The 15,655-nt window shown below is 48.7% G+C and carries 17 protein-coding genes; 16 read left to right on the top strand and 1 reads right to left on the bottom strand.

Annotated features, from left to right (window positions below; translation table 11 throughout):
* Window positions 1-34 precede the first annotated feature (34 nt).
* From ACTHSW_RS02535 to ACTHSW_RS02460, 16 genes are all read left to right on the top strand, one after another.
* Window positions 35-409 carry a SirB2 family protein gene (locus tag ACTHSW_RS02535; protein ID WP_003681989.1) on the top strand — a complete coding sequence of 125 codons (375 nt, stop codon included), beginning with the start codon at window positions 35-37 and terminating at the stop codon, window positions 407-409.
* Between the two features lie 15 nt (window positions 410-424).
* The gene (folK, locus tag ACTHSW_RS02530) at window positions 425-913 is read left to right on the top strand and encodes a 2-amino-4-hydroxy-6-hydroxymethyldihydropteridine diphosphokinase (RefSeq protein WP_070461419.1); all 489 of its coding nucleotides are present in this window, start codon (window positions 425-427) and stop codon (window positions 911-913) included.
* 97 nt (window positions 914-1,010) lie between these two features.
* Window positions 1,011-1,646 (top strand): deoxynucleoside kinase, encoded by a 636-nt coding sequence (locus ACTHSW_RS02525; protein WP_070645075.1) that lies wholly within the window; start codon window positions 1,011-1,013, stop codon window positions 1,644-1,646.
* 36 nt (window positions 1,647-1,682) lie between these two features.
* Window positions 1,683-2,126 (top strand): peroxiredoxin, encoded by a 444-nt coding sequence (locus ACTHSW_RS02520; RefSeq protein ID WP_049335498.1) that lies wholly within the window; start codon window positions 1,683-1,685, stop codon window positions 2,124-2,126.
* A 75-nt stretch (window positions 2,127-2,201) separates the two neighbouring features.
* A complete protein-coding gene (gene xerD / locus ACTHSW_RS02515; RefSeq protein WP_079453676.1) occupies window positions 2,202-3,080 on the top strand; it encodes a site-specific tyrosine recombinase XerD in 879 nt (292 codons plus the stop codon).
* Window positions 3,081-3,307: 227 nt separating this feature from the next.
* Entirely contained in the window at window positions 3,308-3,508 is a 201-nt protein-coding gene (locus tag ACTHSW_RS02510; protein ID WP_003681978.1) for a (2Fe-2S)-binding protein, read from the top strand.
* Between the two features lie 131 nt (window positions 3,509-3,639).
* Entirely contained in the window at window positions 3,640-3,873 is a 234-nt protein-coding gene (locus tag ACTHSW_RS02505; RefSeq protein ID WP_070461515.1) for a glutaredoxin family protein, read from the top strand.
* Window positions 3,874-3,942: 69 nt separating this feature from the next.
* On the top strand, window positions 3,943-4,551 hold the full coding sequence (gene scpB, locus ACTHSW_RS02500) for an SMC-Scp complex subunit ScpB (RefSeq protein WP_004519443.1): 609 nt from the start codon (window positions 3,943-3,945) through the stop codon (window positions 4,549-4,551).
* 288 nt (window positions 4,552-4,839) lie between these two features.
* Entirely contained in the window at window positions 4,840-6,501 is a 1,662-nt protein-coding gene (gene recN, locus ACTHSW_RS02495; protein ID WP_070461420.1) for a DNA repair protein RecN, read from the top strand.
* Window positions 6,502-6,616: 115 nt separating this feature from the next.
* On the top strand, window positions 6,617-7,573 hold the full coding sequence (gshB, locus tag ACTHSW_RS02490; RefSeq protein ID WP_070461421.1) for a glutathione synthase: 957 nt from the start codon (window positions 6,617-6,619) through the stop codon (window positions 7,571-7,573).
* A 68-nt stretch (window positions 7,574-7,641) separates the two neighbouring features.
* Window positions 7,642-8,025: a diacylglycerol kinase gene (locus ACTHSW_RS02485; protein WP_070461422.1), complete on the top strand. Its 384-nt coding sequence runs from the start codon at window positions 7,642-7,644 to the stop codon at window positions 8,023-8,025.
* Window positions 8,026-8,156: 131 nt separating this feature from the next.
* The gene (locus ACTHSW_RS02480; RefSeq protein WP_070461423.1) at window positions 8,157-8,636 is read left to right on the top strand and encodes a copper chaperone PCu(A)C; all 480 of its coding nucleotides are present in this window, start codon (window positions 8,157-8,159) and stop codon (window positions 8,634-8,636) included.
* A 126-nt stretch (window positions 8,637-8,762) separates the two neighbouring features.
* Complete coding sequence (mnmA, locus tag ACTHSW_RS02475; RefSeq protein WP_070461424.1) at window positions 8,763-9,866, top strand: tRNA 2-thiouridine(34) synthase MnmA; 1,104 nt, start codon at window positions 8,763-8,765, stop codon at window positions 9,864-9,866.
* A gap of 93 nt (window positions 9,867-9,959) precedes the next feature.
* Entirely contained in the window at window positions 9,960-11,615 is a 1,656-nt protein-coding gene (locus ACTHSW_RS02470; protein WP_070461425.1) for an AMP-binding protein, read from the top strand.
* A gap of 124 nt (window positions 11,616-11,739) precedes the next feature.
* Window positions 11,740-13,374: a CTP synthase gene (locus ACTHSW_RS02465; protein ID WP_049348005.1), complete on the top strand. Its 1,635-nt coding sequence runs from the start codon at window positions 11,740-11,742 to the stop codon at window positions 13,372-13,374.
* A 392-nt stretch (window positions 13,375-13,766) separates the two neighbouring features.
* Window positions 13,767-14,882, top strand: coding sequence for a porin (locus ACTHSW_RS02460; RefSeq protein ID WP_070461426.1), 1,116 nt, complete (start codon window positions 13,767-13,769; stop codon window positions 14,880-14,882).
* A gap of 63 nt (window positions 14,883-14,945) precedes the next feature.
* Here the strand turns inward: ACTHSW_RS02460 and ACTHSW_RS02455 are convergent, their stop codons facing one another.
* Window positions 14,946-15,557, bottom strand: a complete 612-nt coding sequence (locus ACTHSW_RS02455; protein WP_070461427.1) for a CNP1-like family protein — start codon at window positions 15,555-15,557, stop codon at window positions 14,946-14,948.
* Window positions 15,558-15,655: the final 98 nt, after the last annotated feature.

The raw sequence follows: 15,655 nt of genomic DNA, 5'->3' as shown, positions 1-15,655 counted from the left end.
CTTTGTTTTTCAACCCTCAACATAAGAAACTGCCATGCAATATCTGTTTGTAAAATACAGCCATCAGATTTTCGTTGCCATTACCATCCTGTTGTTCAACATCCGTTTTTTCCTGCTCTGGCGTCATCCTGAGAAGCCGTTGGCTGGCATTTGGAAAGCCATGCCACATTTGAACGACACCATGTTGCTGTTTACCGGCTTGTGGCTGATGAAGATTACCCATTTTTCGCCGTTCAATGCGCCGTGGCTCGGCATGAAAATCCTGCTGTTGCTGGTTTATATTGTGTTGGGCATGATTATGATGCGTTCGCGTCCGCGTTCGCCAAAATTCTATATCGTCTATGTTTTAGCCATGTCGTGTGTTGCCACGATTGTTTTCCTTGCCAAAACCAAAACGCTGCCGTTTTAAAAGAGGCCGTCTGAAATGTATCCGCATTTTGCCGTTATCGCTTTGGGTAGCAATCTCGCCAATCCTGCCGAACAGGTTCGCGCCGCTTTGGCTGAATTGGCCGCGCATCCACATATTCGGCTCGAAAAGGCTTCTTCCCTGTATCTGACTGCGCCGGTTGGCTATGATGATCAGCCCGATTTTGTGAACGCCGTTTGTGCGGTGAGAACTTCATTGGACGGCGTAGCGTTGTTGGCAGAGTTAAACCGCATCGAGGCCGAATTTGGGCGCGAACGTACCTTCCGTAATGCGCCGCGCACTTTGGATTTGGATATTATTGATTTTGACGGTATCCGCAGCGATGACCCGCATCTGACCTTGCCGCATCCGCGCGCGCATGAGCGCAGTTTCGTTATGTTGCCTTTGGCCGAAATCCTTCCGGATTTCGAGTTGGGCGAGTATGGCCGTGCGGCTGATTTGGCTCAGGCTTTGGGCGGGCAGGGTATTCTCCTGTTGAAAGAATAAGGGCCGTCTGAAAAACGGACTAAAACAAGAAAGGGCGTGTTGGACACGCCTTTTTTGCTATAAAATATTGTTGGGAAACACATTACAAAGAGTTACTATGAATCCTCGTTATATTGTTGTCGAAGGCGCCATCGGTAGCGGCAAGACCGCTTTGAGCCGCCGCTTGGCAGAGCATTTCAGCGCGTTGCTGTTGTCGGAGAATCCGGATCATAATCCGTTTCTTATGAAGTTTTACAGTAATGTTTCCAATAATGGTTTGGCTGCCGAGCTTTTCTTCCTGACGCGCCGCGCTGAAAGCGTGAATATTATTGAAGACCAATGTGCGCAAGGCGGAATGGTTGTGGCTGACTTTTTATTGGAAAAAGACCGTATTTTTACGCCTATCGTTTTGAATAATGACGAGCAGCAGCTTTTTGCCGATATGAAGCAACGTATTTTGCCGCAATACGCGGAACCCGATGTGGTGATTTATCTGCAAACCGCCGTCGAAAACAACCGCAAACGCCTGCAAAAACGTCACGAAGGCATTATCAGCTTGTTTCCTGAAGGCTATTTGGGACGGGTGCATGACGAATACAGTCATTTCTTCCATTTGTATCAAAGCGCGCCTTTGCTGACCGTCAATGCTGATGAGTTGGATTTGGCCGGCAATGACGACCACTTCCAGCTTTTGTTGCGCGCATTGGAAGATTTTCAAGGTACGCGCAGTTATTTGAATTTAAGCGAAAAATAAACGAAGGCTAGGTTTAGGCCGTCTGAAAGGAATAATATGTCAAAATATCAATTCACACTCCCATCTTCTTCCGGCAGCGATTTTAACTCCGCCGAACATTTGCCGTTGGTTGTCTATTTTTATCCTAAAGACAGTACTCCCGGCTGTACCACCGAAGGCTTGGATTTCAATGCCCGATTGGAGCAATTCAAAGCATTGGGCTATACCGTTGTCGGCATTTCGCGCGACGGTGTCAAATCGCATCAGAATTTCTGCACTAAACAAGGCTTCCAGTTTGAATTGTTGAGCGACAAAGAAGAAACCGTCTGCAAGCTGTTTGACGTGATCAAGCTGAAAAAGCTTTACGGCAAAGAATCCCTCGGCATCGAGCGCAGCACCTTTGTGCTGGACGAAAACGGCGAAATCGCTCATGAATGGCGCAAAGTCAAAGTGGCCGGACACGCGCAGGAAGTGTTGGATACAATTTCTCAAGTCTCTTGATAGGGCTTTGAAAACCTAAGGCCGTCTGAACGGATGTAAAGTCATGCCGTTCAGACGGCCTTTCAATACAGTTTGATGAATATGGACGATTTAATAGACAAGCTGCTTGAATCCCTTTGGCTGCAAGACAGGCTCAGCCACAATACGCTGCAAAGTTACCGCCGTGATTTGGTCAAAGTCGCCGCGCGGTTGGCCGAGGGCGGGCAGGATTGGTTGAGTGCCGATGAGTTTGCCCTGTCTGATGCCGTGTATGCGGAAGGGGAAAAAAACACGTCCCAAGCGCGGGCATTGTCGGCTTGCAAGCGTATGTACGGCTGGTTGGAAGAAACAGGCCAAAGAGCAGACAATCCCACCCGTTTTCTCAAGGCGCCGAAATCGGAACGCAAACTGCCCACGCTGATTACCGAAGCTCAAATCGACGCGCTGCTGGCTGCACCGGATGTGGAAACGCCGCATGGACTGCGCGACAAAGCCTTGCTTGAAGTCATGTATGCAACAGGTTTGCGCGTGACCGAAGCCGTCAAATTGACGCTCAGCGATATCGATTTACATCGCGGCAGTATCCGTACCATAGGCAAGGGCAACAAATTGCGTCTGGTTCCGCTGGGTCAGGAAGCGGCATATTGGGTGGAACGCTATTGCAACGAATCGCGCCCGTTGTTGCTGAAAAACAAAATCTGCGACGAAGTGTTTGTCAGCCAGAAACGCAGCGGCATCAGCCGTCAACTTGCATGGATGATAGTCAAAGAATATGCCGAAGCGGCCGGTATTGCTTCGCTCAGTCCGCACGGTTTGCGCCATGCTTTTGCCACGCATTTGGTTAATCACGGCGTCGATTTGCGTTCGGTCCAGATGATGTTGGGACATTCCGATATCAACACCACACAGATTTATACCCATGTTGCTAATATTCGTTTGAAAAACATGGTCGATGAACACCATTCCCGTTCATGAATAGAGGCGGCATTTCGAAGATGCCGCCTTTTGTTATCGTGGCCGTCTGAACGGTTATAAAGTTTACTATTTATAAAATAACAATCAAAATACAAATTTACATAGAAAAATTTCAAAACAAAAGGACAATGCCAATATTGCAATGCAAACCGTTTTTATTTATATTTACGTTCAAGAATAAATCCTACTCTCAATTACAGAGGGTAACAAAATTATTGGAGCACATCATGTTTGTCTGCATCTGCAACGCCATTACTGACCACGACATCAAAGAGACCATCGCCGCCGGTGCAACCACCATGAGCGATTTGCAGGCTCAATTGGGCGTGGCGACTTGTTGCGGTTGCTGCGGCGAATTGGCTGCATCGTTTTTGACTGCAAGCAGCGCCCAAAATACCGTGACTGCAGGTATTAACGTTCAGTCTTAATTTCAGAATACACACAAAGGCCGTCTGAAGGCGTTGTTTCGCGCCTGTTCAGACGGCCTTTGTCATGCCTGTATAGTTTAGCGGCATTTTGCTATACAATGGCCGCTTTTGTCCCTCCGAGAGTAACCGCCATGAAACTGACCTTGATGTTTCGGGAATATTGCAGCCTGTGCCACAAAATGCGCGAACAATTAAAGCCTTATCAGGAGCAGTTTGGATTTGAGCTAGATATTGTCGATGTTGATGCTGATCCGGTTTTAGAAGAAAAGTACAATGAGCTGGTGCCAGTTTTGCTGGATGGCGATACTGAAATTTGCCATTGGTTTTTGGACGAAGAAAAACTGAAAGCGCATTTGAGCGCATAACAAACCGTTGACCATATTATCTTTCAGACGGCCTTCGGTTGTTCATGCCGTCTGAACATTGATTTTATTATGACTGAAAAACTTTCTCCCGATGCGCTGATTGAAGCGGCGCTGTTGACGCAAGTCGAACCCTTAAACGAAAAAGCCATGCGAGAATTGTGCGTGCCGCCATTGTCGCAAGACAAGTTGATTGATGTGTTGGCGCAACTGAAGGCCCGTTGGCAGGGCAGGGCTTTGCAACTGGTGCATACCCATGAGGGCTGGCGTTTCCAAATCGCCCAAGCTGCCTTTGAACGACTGGGCAGCCTGCAAGAGCAGCGCGCGCCGCGTTATTCCCGCGCCGTGATGGAAACGCTGGCGATTATTGCCTATCAGCAGCCGGTAACGCGTGGCGATATCGAAGGCATACGCGGCGTAGCGGTGTCGCAAAATGTCATGCAAACCTTGCAGGATAGGGGCTGGATTGAAGTCATCGGCCACCGTGATTCTGTCGGCCGTCCGGCTTTGTGGGCGACAACAGCAACATTCCTAAGCGATTTGCGTTTGGAAAGTTTGGAAGAATTGCCGCCGCTGACTGAATTGGGCGAGCTGGTGTTGCCTGATTTGATGGAAACGCCGCCGACAGGCGATGAGGAAGCTGAAGAAGCAGTAGAATCAGGAAGCAGACTGATTAACTGATTTGAATGTAAAGGCCGTCTGAAACAATCGTGTTTCAGACGGCCTTTATGTTAGTTATTCTAGCGTTTTATAGCATTAAATGAACGCTTTATATCATTGAATAAGCCAGCCAGGGTAACAATATGGCGTGGTGCGTTTAGCAGTTTCTTAAAAAATAATTTGTTTAAAATAAATATCTTAGATAAACCATAAGAAAAATCTGATTTAAACTATAAAAAATCTTAGTTATAATCAGCTTATCTAAAGCTATTCCGCATAGTTGCGGGTAATTTACTAAGGAATACTGCAATGCTGTTGGCACTTTCTTTGCGTGATTTTGTCATTGTTGAAAACCTGAATCTTGATTTTCAAAACGGCTTTACCGTATTGACGGGCGAGACCGGCGCAGGCAAATCGATTACTCTGGATGCGATTGGCCTGTTGTTGGGCGATAAAGCCGATTACAGTCAAGTGCGAAGCGGCGCCAAAGAAGCGCAGTTGTCGGCTTTGTTCGATATCAGCGGTTTGCCTGAACTGAAAGCGCAGCTGCAGGAGCAAGGCCTTTTGGAAGAAGATGCCGAAGAGCTCAGCATCCGCCGTATTATCGATGCCAAGGGTAAAAGTCGCAGTTATATCAATAATCAGGTAGCAACATTGGCGCAGCTGAAAGCTATTGGCGAGCAGTTAATCGATATTCACGGCCAAAATGCCCATCATTCGTTGAATCAAGAGTCTGCGCAACGCGAGTTGTTAGACGCATTTGCTGGCAGCAAAGAGCAGGCAGAAACGGTCAAACAGCTTTATCAAAATTGGGTCAATGCGAAAAAAGCCCTGCAAGAAGCGCAAGAGCAGGCAGAAACCATGGCCATCGAACGCGAGCGTTTGGAATGGCAGTTTAATGAATTGAACCAATTGGAGCTCAAACCCAACGAATGGGAAACCTTAAGCCAAAGCCACGACAGCCTGGCGCATTCGGCCGAGTTGCTGCAAACCGCCGAGCAGGTGAGCGACAGTATAGACGGAGACAACGGCATCCAACGTCAAATCTACCAATGCCAAAAACTGCTGGGCAATCTGCAAAACATTGAGCCGCGCTTTGCCGAAAGTCTGAATATGCTGGCAAGTATTGAAGCTGAGTTGGGTGAAATCAGTGCCAATATGCGTGATGTGGCCGGTCGCAGCGACATCGATCCTAATGAATTAGCCGCACAAGAAAGCCGTATGGGCGAATTGATGAGCATGGCGCGCAAATACCGCATTGAGCCGGAAGAGTTGCCGCAAAAGTTGGCAGAAATTGACGAGCGCCTGCAAAACCTGCACGCGGCTGCCGATTTGGAAGCCTTGGAAAATACAGTCGCACGCAATCTTGCCGAATACCACGAAGCCGCGCATATTCTCTCCGCCATGCGTCATCAGGCGGCTGGTCGTTTGGGCGAAGAGACCACCGAGCATATGCAACATTTGGCCATGAAGGGCGCACGTTTTGACATCGTCTTGTTGCCGTCTTCGCCGACCGCACATGGTCTGGAGCAGGTACAATTCCAAGTGGCGGCGAATAAAGGCAATCCGTCCCGACCTTTGAATAAAGTGGCTTCCGGCGGCGAATTGGCGCGTATCAGCTTGGCTTTGCAAGTGGTTGCCAGCCAATACACGCAAGTGCCGACATTGATTTTCGACGAAGTGGATACCGGTATTGGTGGCGGCGTCGCCGAAATGGTCGGTAAAGCTTTGCGTGCCTTAGGTAAAAAACATCAAGTCTTGGCGGTAACCCATCTTCCTCAAGTCGCCTCTTGCGGTGAAAACCATTGGCAGGTCCGCAAGCATAGCGAAGGGGAGCAAACCGTCAGCGAAATCAGCGTGTTGAACCATCATCAGCGCATTGAGGAAATCGCGCGTATGCTGGGTGGCGAAATTATTACTGATACTACACGCAGCCATGCCGCCGAACTCTTGCATTTGGCAGCCGCCTAAAAGCCTCAAGGCCGTCTGAAAATAGGATTCAGACGGCCTTTTCTATATTTTGCCACCTTTTCAGGCAGGCAGAATACAAGGTATGATTATATCGTCTATTTACAAGGAAATTTTGATGAAAGTCCTGTTTATCGCCGATCCAATGGCAAGTTTTAAAACCTATAAAGACACTACTTACGCCATGATGCGTGAAATGGCAAAGCGCGGTTGGCAGCTTTTTCATACCTTGAGCGGAGAATTGTCCGTCCGTGAAGGCTTGGTGGTGGCTCAGGCGGCGGCATTTGAGTTTGTCGGCGCGAAGAACGATGACGATCATGAATGGTTTAAAGCAGAGGCAAAAGTTCAGACGGCCTTGAAAGATTTCGATGCGGTCATTATGCGCACTGATCCGCCGTTTGATATGCAATATCTGTACGCAACCCAGTTTTTGACGTTGGCACAGCAGCAGGGTGCAAAAGTATTTAACAGCGGACAAGCAATGCGCGATTTCAATGAGAAATTGGCGATTTTGAACTTCAGCCAGTTTACCGCGCCCACTTTGGTTACCACACGTTCCGCCGATGTCCGTGCCTTTTTGAAAGAACACGGCGACATCATCATCAAACCGTTGGACGGCATGGGCGGTATGGGCATTTTCCGCCTGACCGAATCCGACCCCAATATCGGCAGTATCCTTGAAACCCTGATGCAGCTTGATTCACGCACCATCATGGCACAACGCTATATTCCTGAAATCGTACATGGCGACAAGCGCATTTTGATTATCGGCGGGGAAGTTGTTCCGTATGCTTTGGCGCGTATTCCGCAAAACGGTGAAACGCGCGGCAACTTGGCTGCCGGCGGTCGCGGCGTGGCACAGGAATTGAGCGAGCGCGACCGTGAAATTGCAGAAACCCTTGCGCCTGAATTGAAACGCCGCGGCATCTTGCTTGCCGGTTTGGATGTCATCGGCAGCAACCTGACCGAAGTCAATGTAACCAGCCCGACCGGCTTCCAAGAGATCATGAAGCAAAAAGATTTCGACGTTGCTGCCATGTTCGCAGATGCCGTGGCATCTTGGGTAAAACAATAAATCCAAAGGCCGTCTGAAAATTGACCCGACCGTTTCTTTTCAGACGGCATTCTAATGTTGAGTATATGATGAAACCATCTTCCTATGCTTCTGAGAAAAAAGGCAAAAGCGGCATCAAGCGCATTATCAACGCGTTTGGTTATTCCAAAGACGGACTGGCTGCCGCGTATCGTTATGAAAGCGCATTTCGCCAAGTTTTTTGGTTGAACCTGATTTTAATTGTCTTGGCGTTGTTTCTTGATTTCGGCTCGGTCACCAAAATGGTGCTTGTTGTCGCATCGTTTATTTCATTGATTACCGAATTGTTTAATACCGCCGTCGAGGCAGCCGTTGACCATACCTCTACTGAAAAACACGAGCTGGCCAAGCGTGCCAAAGATGCCGGTTCGGCCACGCAACTGATGGCTTTGTTCATGTTATTTATTGTTTGGATTATTGCATTAACTGCTTAAAAATGTGGTAATATGGTAATTCGTTAGGATTAGATAGTATTAATTAATCTATATCAAAGTTTTCAGACGGCCTTTGGTTGTAAGATGAAGACTGTATATCCCAGCCATTTGGCAAACACAAGGAGCAAAACATGAAAAAATTAATGGCAACCCTGATTCTGGCAGGCTTGGCAACTTCCGTATCTGCAGCCGGTATCCATATTGAAGACGGTTGGGCACGTGCCACTGTCGAAGGTATGAAAATGGGTGGCGCATTCATGAAAATCCAAAACGATGAAGCCAAACAAGACTTCTTGGTAGGTGGCAGCAGCCCTGTTGCAGAACGCGTTGAAGTACACACCCATATTAACGACAACGGCGTTATGCGTATGCGCGAAGTTAAAGGCGGCGTGCCTTTGGCTGCAAAAGGCGTAACCGAGCTGAAACCAGGCAGCTACCACGTTATGTTCATGGGTCTGAAAAAACCGCTGAAAGAAGGCGAAAAAGTACCTGTAACCCTGAAATTCAAAAACGCGAAATCTCAAACTGTCGAGCTGGAAGTGAAAACTGCACCACAATCCGGCATGGATCACGGTCACGGCCATGGTCACGGTGGCGCGCATCAGCACTAATTGCTTGAATTTGCATATAAAGGCCGTCTGAAAGTCATTGGGCTTTCAGACGGCCTTTTCTGTCGTTAAATCAAAATGTGCTAAAATCAAGCTTTAAAAAATATATTTGAAACCCACATTCCCCTCATGAATACTACCAACACACCAACAAACATCATCGTCGGCCTTTCCGGCGGCGTCGATTCATCCGTTACCGCAGCCCTGCTCAAACAGCAAGGCCATCAAATCAGTGGCGTGTTCATGCAGAACTGGGAAGATGACGACAACGACGAATATTGCAGCATCAAACAAGATTCCTTTGATGCTATTGCCGTTGCCGATATCATCGGAATCGATATCGACATCGTCAATTTTGCTGCGCAATATAAAGACAACGTATTTGCCTATTTCCTCAAAGAATACAGCGCGGGCCGCACGCCAAATCCGGATGTCTTGTGCAATGCTGAAATTAAATTCAAATGCTTTTTGGACTATGCCATAGAGCAGGGTGCCGATACCATTGCCACCGGGCACTATGCCCGCAAAGAAGTTCGCAACGGAGTGCATTACCTGCTCAAAGGCTTGGATCAAAACAAAGACCAAAGCTATTTCCTGTACCGCCTCAAACCTTTCCAACTCGAGCGCGCAATTTTCCCATTGGGCGAGTTGGAAAAACCTGAAGTCCGCCGTCTTGCCGAAGAATTCAAATTACCGACCGCAACCAAAAAAGACAGTACCGGTATTTGCTTTATCGGCGAACGCCCGTTCCGCGAATTTCTGCAAAAATACCTGCCGACCAATAATGGCAAAATGGTTACCCCTGGAGGCAAAGTAGTCGGCGAACACGTCGGCCTGATGTTTTACACGCTGGGCCAACGCAAAGGCTTGGGTATCGGCGGCGCAGGCGAGCCATGGTTTGTTGCGGCCAAGGATTTGACCAAAAACGAACTGATTGTCGTCCAAGGTCATGACCATCCTTTGCTTTATACACAAAGCCTGATTATGAACGATTTGAGTTTCACATTGCCGGAACGTCCGAAAGAAGGCCGCTATACCTGCAAAACGCGCTACCGCATGGCTGACGCGCCTTGTACGTTGCGTTACTTGGATGATAAAACCATCGAGCTTGTTTTTGACGAGCCGCAATGGGCGGTAACTCCCGGACAGTCAGCGGTACTGTACGACGGCGATGTGTGCTTGGGCGGCGGTATCATCATGTCCACCGACAAGCCTGTCATTATTACTGCTTAATAAAAGGGCCGTCTGAAAACGAAGCGGCAGATTGAATAAAGCCTTTCAGACGGCCTCGATTTCAAAAAACGACTAAATAAAAGACTGATCAACATGGAAAAACTCTGGCTCAAAAGCTACGAACAAGGCGTCAACCCCGAAATCGATATCTCTCAATACAGCTCCATCAGCGACGTATTCCGTCAAAGTGTCGAGAAATTCTCGGATAAACCTGCTTTTCAAAACATGGGCAAAACGCTGACTTATGCCGAAGTGGGCAAGTTGGCGACCGATTTTGCGTCTTACCTGCAAAACGTATTGAAACTGCCGCGCGGTGAGCGTGTGGCAATTATGATGCCGAACGTTTTGCAATATCCGATTGCGCTTTTCGGTATTTTGCAGGCAGGTTTGGTGGCAGTGAATACGAATCCGCTTTATACGCCGCGCGAGTTGGAACATCAGTTGAAAGACAGCGGCGCGACAACGATTGTCGTGTTGGAGAACTTTGCCAATACGCTGGAATTGGTGTTGCCGCGTACACAAATCAAACATGTGATTGTCGCGTCGGTCGGCGAGATGTTCGGCATGATTAAGGGCGCGTTGATGAACTTCGTCATCCGCAAAGTGAAAAAAATGGTGCCGGAATACCGCATTCCCAATACCATCACTTTTCAGACGGCCTTGAAGCAAGGTGCGGCCAATACGTTCAAGCCAGTCGAGTTGACGCGCGACGATACTGCCTTGCTGCAATATACAGGCGGTACAACCGGTTTGGCGAAAGGCGCCGTCCTTAGTCACGGCAATATCTGCGCCAATATGCTTCAGGCGAAAGAATGGATTAAATTCCAACTGAGCGAAGGCGAAGAAACCGTCATCGCCGCGCTGCCGCTTTACCACATCTTTGCCTTGACGGTAAACCTGATGATTTTCGCCAATACCGGTTCTAAAATCATCCTGATTACCAACCCTCGCGATATGAAAGGATTTATCGGTGAATTGAAAAAAGAGCCGATCAGCGTATTCATCGGTGTGAATACCCTGTTTAATGCGATGGTCAACCGTCCGGATTTTGCCGAAGTTGATTTTTCCCGTTTGAAGCTGACTTTGGGCGGCGGTATGGCAACACAAAAAGCCGTGGCGGAAAAATGGAAAAAAATTACTGGTACGCCGATTGTGGAGGCTTACGGCTTGACCGAAGCCAGCCCGGGCGTATGTTGTAATCCTTTGAATATCGAAGCTTACAGCGGTGGTATCGGCTTGCCTGTTTCTTCAACCGAGGTCGAATTGCGTGATGCAGACGGCAAAGAAGTGCCTATCGGACAACCGGGCGAATTGTGGGTACGCGGCCCGCAAGTGATGAAAGGCTATTGGAACCGTCCGGAAGAAACCGCCAAAGCAATCGATGCGCGCGGCTTTTTGGAGACCGGCGACATTGCTGTTATGGATGAAAAAGGTTGGTTGAAGCTGGTGGACCGCAAAAAAGATTTGATTGTGGTATCTGGTTTCAATGTGTATCCGAACGAAATTGAAGAAGTGGTGGCTAGCAATGACAAGGTTTTGGAAGTCGCCTGTATCGGCGTGAAAAATGAGAAAACCGGCGAAGCGATTAAGGTCTTCGTCGTACGCAAAGATCCGTCTTTGACCAAGGAAGAGTTGATCGATTTCTGCCGTAAAGAGCTGACGGCGTATAAAGTGCCGAAAGACATCGAATTCCGCGACGAGTTGCCAAAATCCAACGTTGGCAAAATCCTGCGCCGCGAACTGCGCTGATATATAGAATCAGTATGATAAGGCCGTCTGAAAACGCTGTTTTCAGACGGCCTGAAGCTTTTGCCGTTTGCCAGAATATGCTGCTTCAAGTTAAAATCACACATTCCAACATGGGTATCACATCATGACTAAATTTATTTTCGTAACCGGCGGCGTTGTATCTTCTTTGGGTAAAGGTATCGCCGCCGCTTCTATTGCTACTATTCTCGAGTCGCGTGGCTTGAACGTGACCATGCTTAAGCTCGACCCGTATATCAACGTTGACCCGGGTACCATGAGCCCGTTTCAACACGGCGAAGTATTCGTGACCGATGACGGCGCGGAAACCGACCTCGACCTCGGTCATTACGAGCGTTTCATCAACGCCACCATGACCCGCCGCAACAGCTTCAGTACCGGCCAAGTCTATGAAAACGTGATTGCTAAAGAGCGTCGCGGCGACTATTTGGGCGGTACCGTACAAGTGATTCCGCACATTACCGATGAAATCAAACGCCGTATCCATGAAGGCGCGGCTGGTTATGATGTGGCGATTGTTGAAATCGGCGGTACAGTCGGCGATATCGAATCGTTGCCTTTCTTGGAAGCCATCCGCCAAATGCGCAGCCAGCTTGGCCGCAATAATACATTGTTTGCCCACCTGAGCTATGTTCCTTACATTGCCGCCGCCGGTGAAATTAAAACCAAACCGACCCAGCATACCGTTAAAGAAATGTTGAGCATCGGTTTGCAACCGGACATCCTGATCTGCCGTATGGACAGAGAAATGCCTGCGGACGAGCGTCGTAAGATTGCATTGTTCTGTAACGTTGAAGAACGCGCCATCGTGGGCAGCTACGATGTGGACAGCATTTACGAATGCCCTGAAATGCTGCACAACCAAGGCATCGACAGCATTATTACCGAGCAGTTGCAGCTGAATGTCAAACAAGCCGATTTGACCGAATGGAAGAAAATCGTTCACGCGATTCAAAATCCGAAACACACCGTCAAAATTGCGATGGTCGGCAAATACGTTGATTTGACCGAGTCCTACAAATCATTGATCGAAGCCCTGAAACACGCCGGTATTCACACTGAAACCGACGTACAAATTACCTTTGTCGACAGCGAAAGCATCGAGAAGAGCAATGGCGACGTTTCCATGCTCAAAGACATGGACGCGATTTTGGTGCCGGGCGGCTTCGGTTCACGCGGCGTGGAAGGCAAAATTGCCGCCGTACGCTATGCGCGTGAAAACAACGTACCATACTTGGGCATCTGCCTGGGCATGCAAATTGCCCTGATTGAGTACGCCCGCGATGTTGCAGGCTTGAAAGGTGCGAACTCTACCGAGTTTGATTTGAAATGCGCCGCGCCTGTCGTTGCCCTGATTGACGAATGGCAAACTGCCGACGGCAGCGTAGAAACCCGTGACGAATCTGCCGATTTGGGCGGTACCATGCGTTTGGGCGCGCAAGAAGTTGACCTCAAACCGGGCAGCCTTGCCGCAAAAATCTACGGCAGCGAACATATCCGCGAACGTCATCGCCACCGCTACGAGGTCAACAACAACTATGTTCCTCAGTTGGAAAAAGCCGGTTTGGTCATTGGCGGCGTATCTGCAGGCCGCGAGCGTTTGGTTGAAACCATCGAATTGCCAAATCATCCTTGGTTCTTCGCGTGTCAGTTCCATCCGGAATTTACTTCCAATCCGCGCAAAGGCCATCCTTTGTTCAGCGCGTTTGTGAAAGCCGCGTTGGGTAACAAAAAAGCCTGATTGATGTGATTGAAAAAGCACCCGTTTCCGGGTGCTTTTTTGTTTTCAGACGGCCTTAGAAGTTATTTGTCTTCATTGACTTCGCGGTCGTTTAAAGGTTGTACGGGACGGTTGTTTTCGCCGCCGATAATGTCGCGCATAGCTTTAAACTGCGCCGCATTTGCCTAAACCGGAGTTTTTAAGACAACCCAAGTCACGTTTTCGCTGCAAATAGGAAAGGCCGTCTGAAATTTCTTTCAGACGGCCTGTTTTATTTAAAAATGTTGTAAAAAGTCTAAACTCTAATGAATAAAAGTGTCTATCAAGATGAAAGTAGTTGTTTGTAGCGTTGGAAAACATTAATATTGCCAAACGTGTTTTCACGAGATTTTAACTTTGTTTTGGAGAGAATAATGAAAAAATCGATTATCGCTTTGGTTATTGCCGGTTTGCCGCTGGCTGCCTCTGCAGACGTCATTCTGTATGGTCAAATCAAAAGCAGCGTGACCGTCGGTCAAGTAAAAATCAAAGGTGATGCAGGTTCTGAAACCAGCTCTACCGCAACCAGCATCAATGACAATACCTCCCGTATCGGTTTCAAAGGCAGCGAAAACCTCGGCGGCGATTTGAAAGCTATCTGGCAAGTTGAACAAAAAACGGCCATTACCGGTGGTTCTCAAGGTTTTGCCAATCGCGATTCCTTCATTGGTTTGCAAGGTAAATTCGGTAAAGTCCGTGCCGGTAAACTCAGCAATATGCTGAACGAAATGGACACCATCGATCCATGGATGTACAAAACCAATGCCGCAGGCTTGGGCATCTTTACCCGTACCGGCAACCGTAACGCCGCTGTACGCTACGACAGCCCGGATTTCGGCGGATTCAAATTCAACGTGTCTTACGCACCGCGCGACAACCGCAATCCTTCAGACAAATACACGCACACCAAACCGGCCAAAGACCAATACACCGGCGGCGTGAGTTTCTCTAAAAACGGCTTTACCGCCAATGCGGCTTACGGCCACTACAACGGCGCGTACACCGACAAATCAGGCAAAGTCAAAGCGGCGCAAATCGCCAAAGTCGAAACTTATTACGATAAAGACAATCTCTTTGTCGGCGGCGGCGTACACTATGCCAAAGGCCATGAGACAGGCAACGAATATTTAGGCTATTTCACCGATGGTTTTAATGAGTACAAGGGTAGTGACATTACTGTCGATTCAGGCAAATCTGAAGCCGTGAAAGTAGTTGATGCAGCGGTAACAGTCGGCTACAAATTGGGCAATGTCACCCCACGCATTACTTACGCGCACGGCTGGCCTGCCAAGGGCGTGAACAGTGGAGAAAAATTGGTGGATAAATTCGACCAAGTCGTTGTCGGCGGCCAATACACCTTCAGCAAACGCACCGGCGTAGTTGCCCAACTGGCGTATCTGAAAGTCGGCAACAAAACCCGTCTGACTGCAGCCAACAAAGGCGGCGTTGAACAAAAAGCCGCTTCTGTGGGCCTGTATCACAAATTCTAAGCTGTCTCTAAAGACAAGGCCGTCTGAAAAATTTCAGACGGCCTTTTTGTTGATTAAAGCGGTTTATTTGTCGTGGTTGGTCAGCGTTGTGCCGTGACGACCGCCGCGTTCTTTCAAACGTTGTACCAAGCCTTCAACCGTTGTCGGCATACCGTCGATACAGAATGCCTGATACAGGGCGGTGTGCAGGGCGTCGTTGCGGCTGAACGCATTGCCGATCAGCTTCCAATCGCCTTTGCGCGGCTCGATCCAGCGGTGGTTTACTGTGTCGCCGTATGCGAATACTTTGTAAGACGAACGCTTGTCGTTGCTGTAAGTAAAGGACGTGCGGGCGCAATAGAGGCCTTCGACGGAGAGGTTGTCGTAGCCTTTGTCGGAGCGCACATTCAAGACGTAGCGGATGCTGTTGTCAGGCGCAGGCATGATTTGCAGGCTGCTGAGCAGGATTTTGGGCTGCTTGCCGTAGGTTTCGTTAACGTAGAGGTTGAACCAATCGCCCGATTGGGTATCGGGCAGGGGTGGCAACTCGGCTTTGTGTTCTTTAAATTCGCGTGCGGCAACTTCTTCAGGGCTTTCCTGATAACGCGTGTTGGTCAGCGTATCCTTTTGGCTGAAACCCAAAGCAAATGCTTGAGTCGCGGCAAGGCTGAGAGCGAGAAGGGCAAAACGGCGCATAGACAGCTCCAAAGTGAAAAACGGCTTTATTTTATGGGCTTGCAGGGTGGGGTGCAAGTAAGTGCGGTATAATTGACGTTAATTCTGATTAATATGAC

It is taken from the genome of Neisseria sp. P0008.S004, from assembly GCF_051962755.1.
Classification (GTDB): Bacteria; Pseudomonadota; Gammaproteobacteria; order Burkholderiales; family Neisseriaceae; genus Neisseria; species Neisseria subflava_A.
This window is presented reverse-complemented; position numbering and strand designations above follow the sequence as displayed.

Bases quoted from the DNA above. Each gene is read 5' to 3' on its own strand.
- ACTHSW_RS02535 (WP_003681989.1), top strand. From the start codon at position 35: ATGCAATATCTGTTTGTAAAATACAGCCATCAGATTTTCGTTGCCATT.
- folK (WP_070461419.1), top strand. From the start codon at position 425: ATGTATCCGCATTTTGCCGTTATCGCTTTGGGTAGCAATCTCGCCAAT.
- ACTHSW_RS02525 (WP_070645075.1), top strand. From the start codon at position 1,011: ATGAATCCTCGTTATATTGTTGTCGAAGGCGCCATCGGTAGCGGCAAG.
- ACTHSW_RS02520 (WP_049335498.1), top strand. From the start codon at position 1,683: ATGTCAAAATATCAATTCACACTCCCATCTTCTTCCGGCAGCGATTTT.
- xerD (WP_079453676.1), top strand. From the start codon at position 2,202: ATGAATATGGACGATTTAATAGACAAGCTGCTTGAATCCCTTTGGCTG.
- ACTHSW_RS02510 (WP_003681978.1), top strand. From the start codon at position 3,308: ATGTTTGTCTGCATCTGCAACGCCATTACTGACCACGACATCAAAGAG.
- ACTHSW_RS02505 (WP_070461515.1), top strand. From the start codon at position 3,640: ATGAAACTGACCTTGATGTTTCGGGAATATTGCAGCCTGTGCCACAAA.
- scpB (WP_004519443.1), top strand. From the start codon at position 3,943: ATGACTGAAAAACTTTCTCCCGATGCGCTGATTGAAGCGGCGCTGTTG.
- recN (WP_070461420.1), top strand. From the start codon at position 4,840: ATGCTGTTGGCACTTTCTTTGCGTGATTTTGTCATTGTTGAAAACCTG.
- gshB (WP_070461421.1), top strand. From the start codon at position 6,617: ATGAAAGTCCTGTTTATCGCCGATCCAATGGCAAGTTTTAAAACCTAT.
- ACTHSW_RS02485 (WP_070461422.1), top strand. From the start codon at position 7,642: ATGAAACCATCTTCCTATGCTTCTGAGAAAAAAGGCAAAAGCGGCATC.
- ACTHSW_RS02480 (WP_070461423.1), top strand. From the start codon at position 8,157: ATGAAAAAATTAATGGCAACCCTGATTCTGGCAGGCTTGGCAACTTCC.
- mnmA (WP_070461424.1), top strand. From the start codon at position 8,763: ATGAATACTACCAACACACCAACAAACATCATCGTCGGCCTTTCCGGC.
- ACTHSW_RS02470 (WP_070461425.1), top strand. From the start codon at position 9,960: ATGGAAAAACTCTGGCTCAAAAGCTACGAACAAGGCGTCAACCCCGAA.
- ACTHSW_RS02465 (WP_049348005.1), top strand. From the start codon at position 11,740: ATGACTAAATTTATTTTCGTAACCGGCGGCGTTGTATCTTCTTTGGGT.
- ACTHSW_RS02460 (WP_070461426.1), top strand. From the start codon at position 13,767: ATGAAAAAATCGATTATCGCTTTGGTTATTGCCGGTTTGCCGCTGGCT.
- ACTHSW_RS02455 (WP_070461427.1), bottom strand. From the start codon at position 15,557: ATGCGCCGTTTTGCCCTTCTCGCTCTCAGCCTTGCCGCGACTCAAGCA.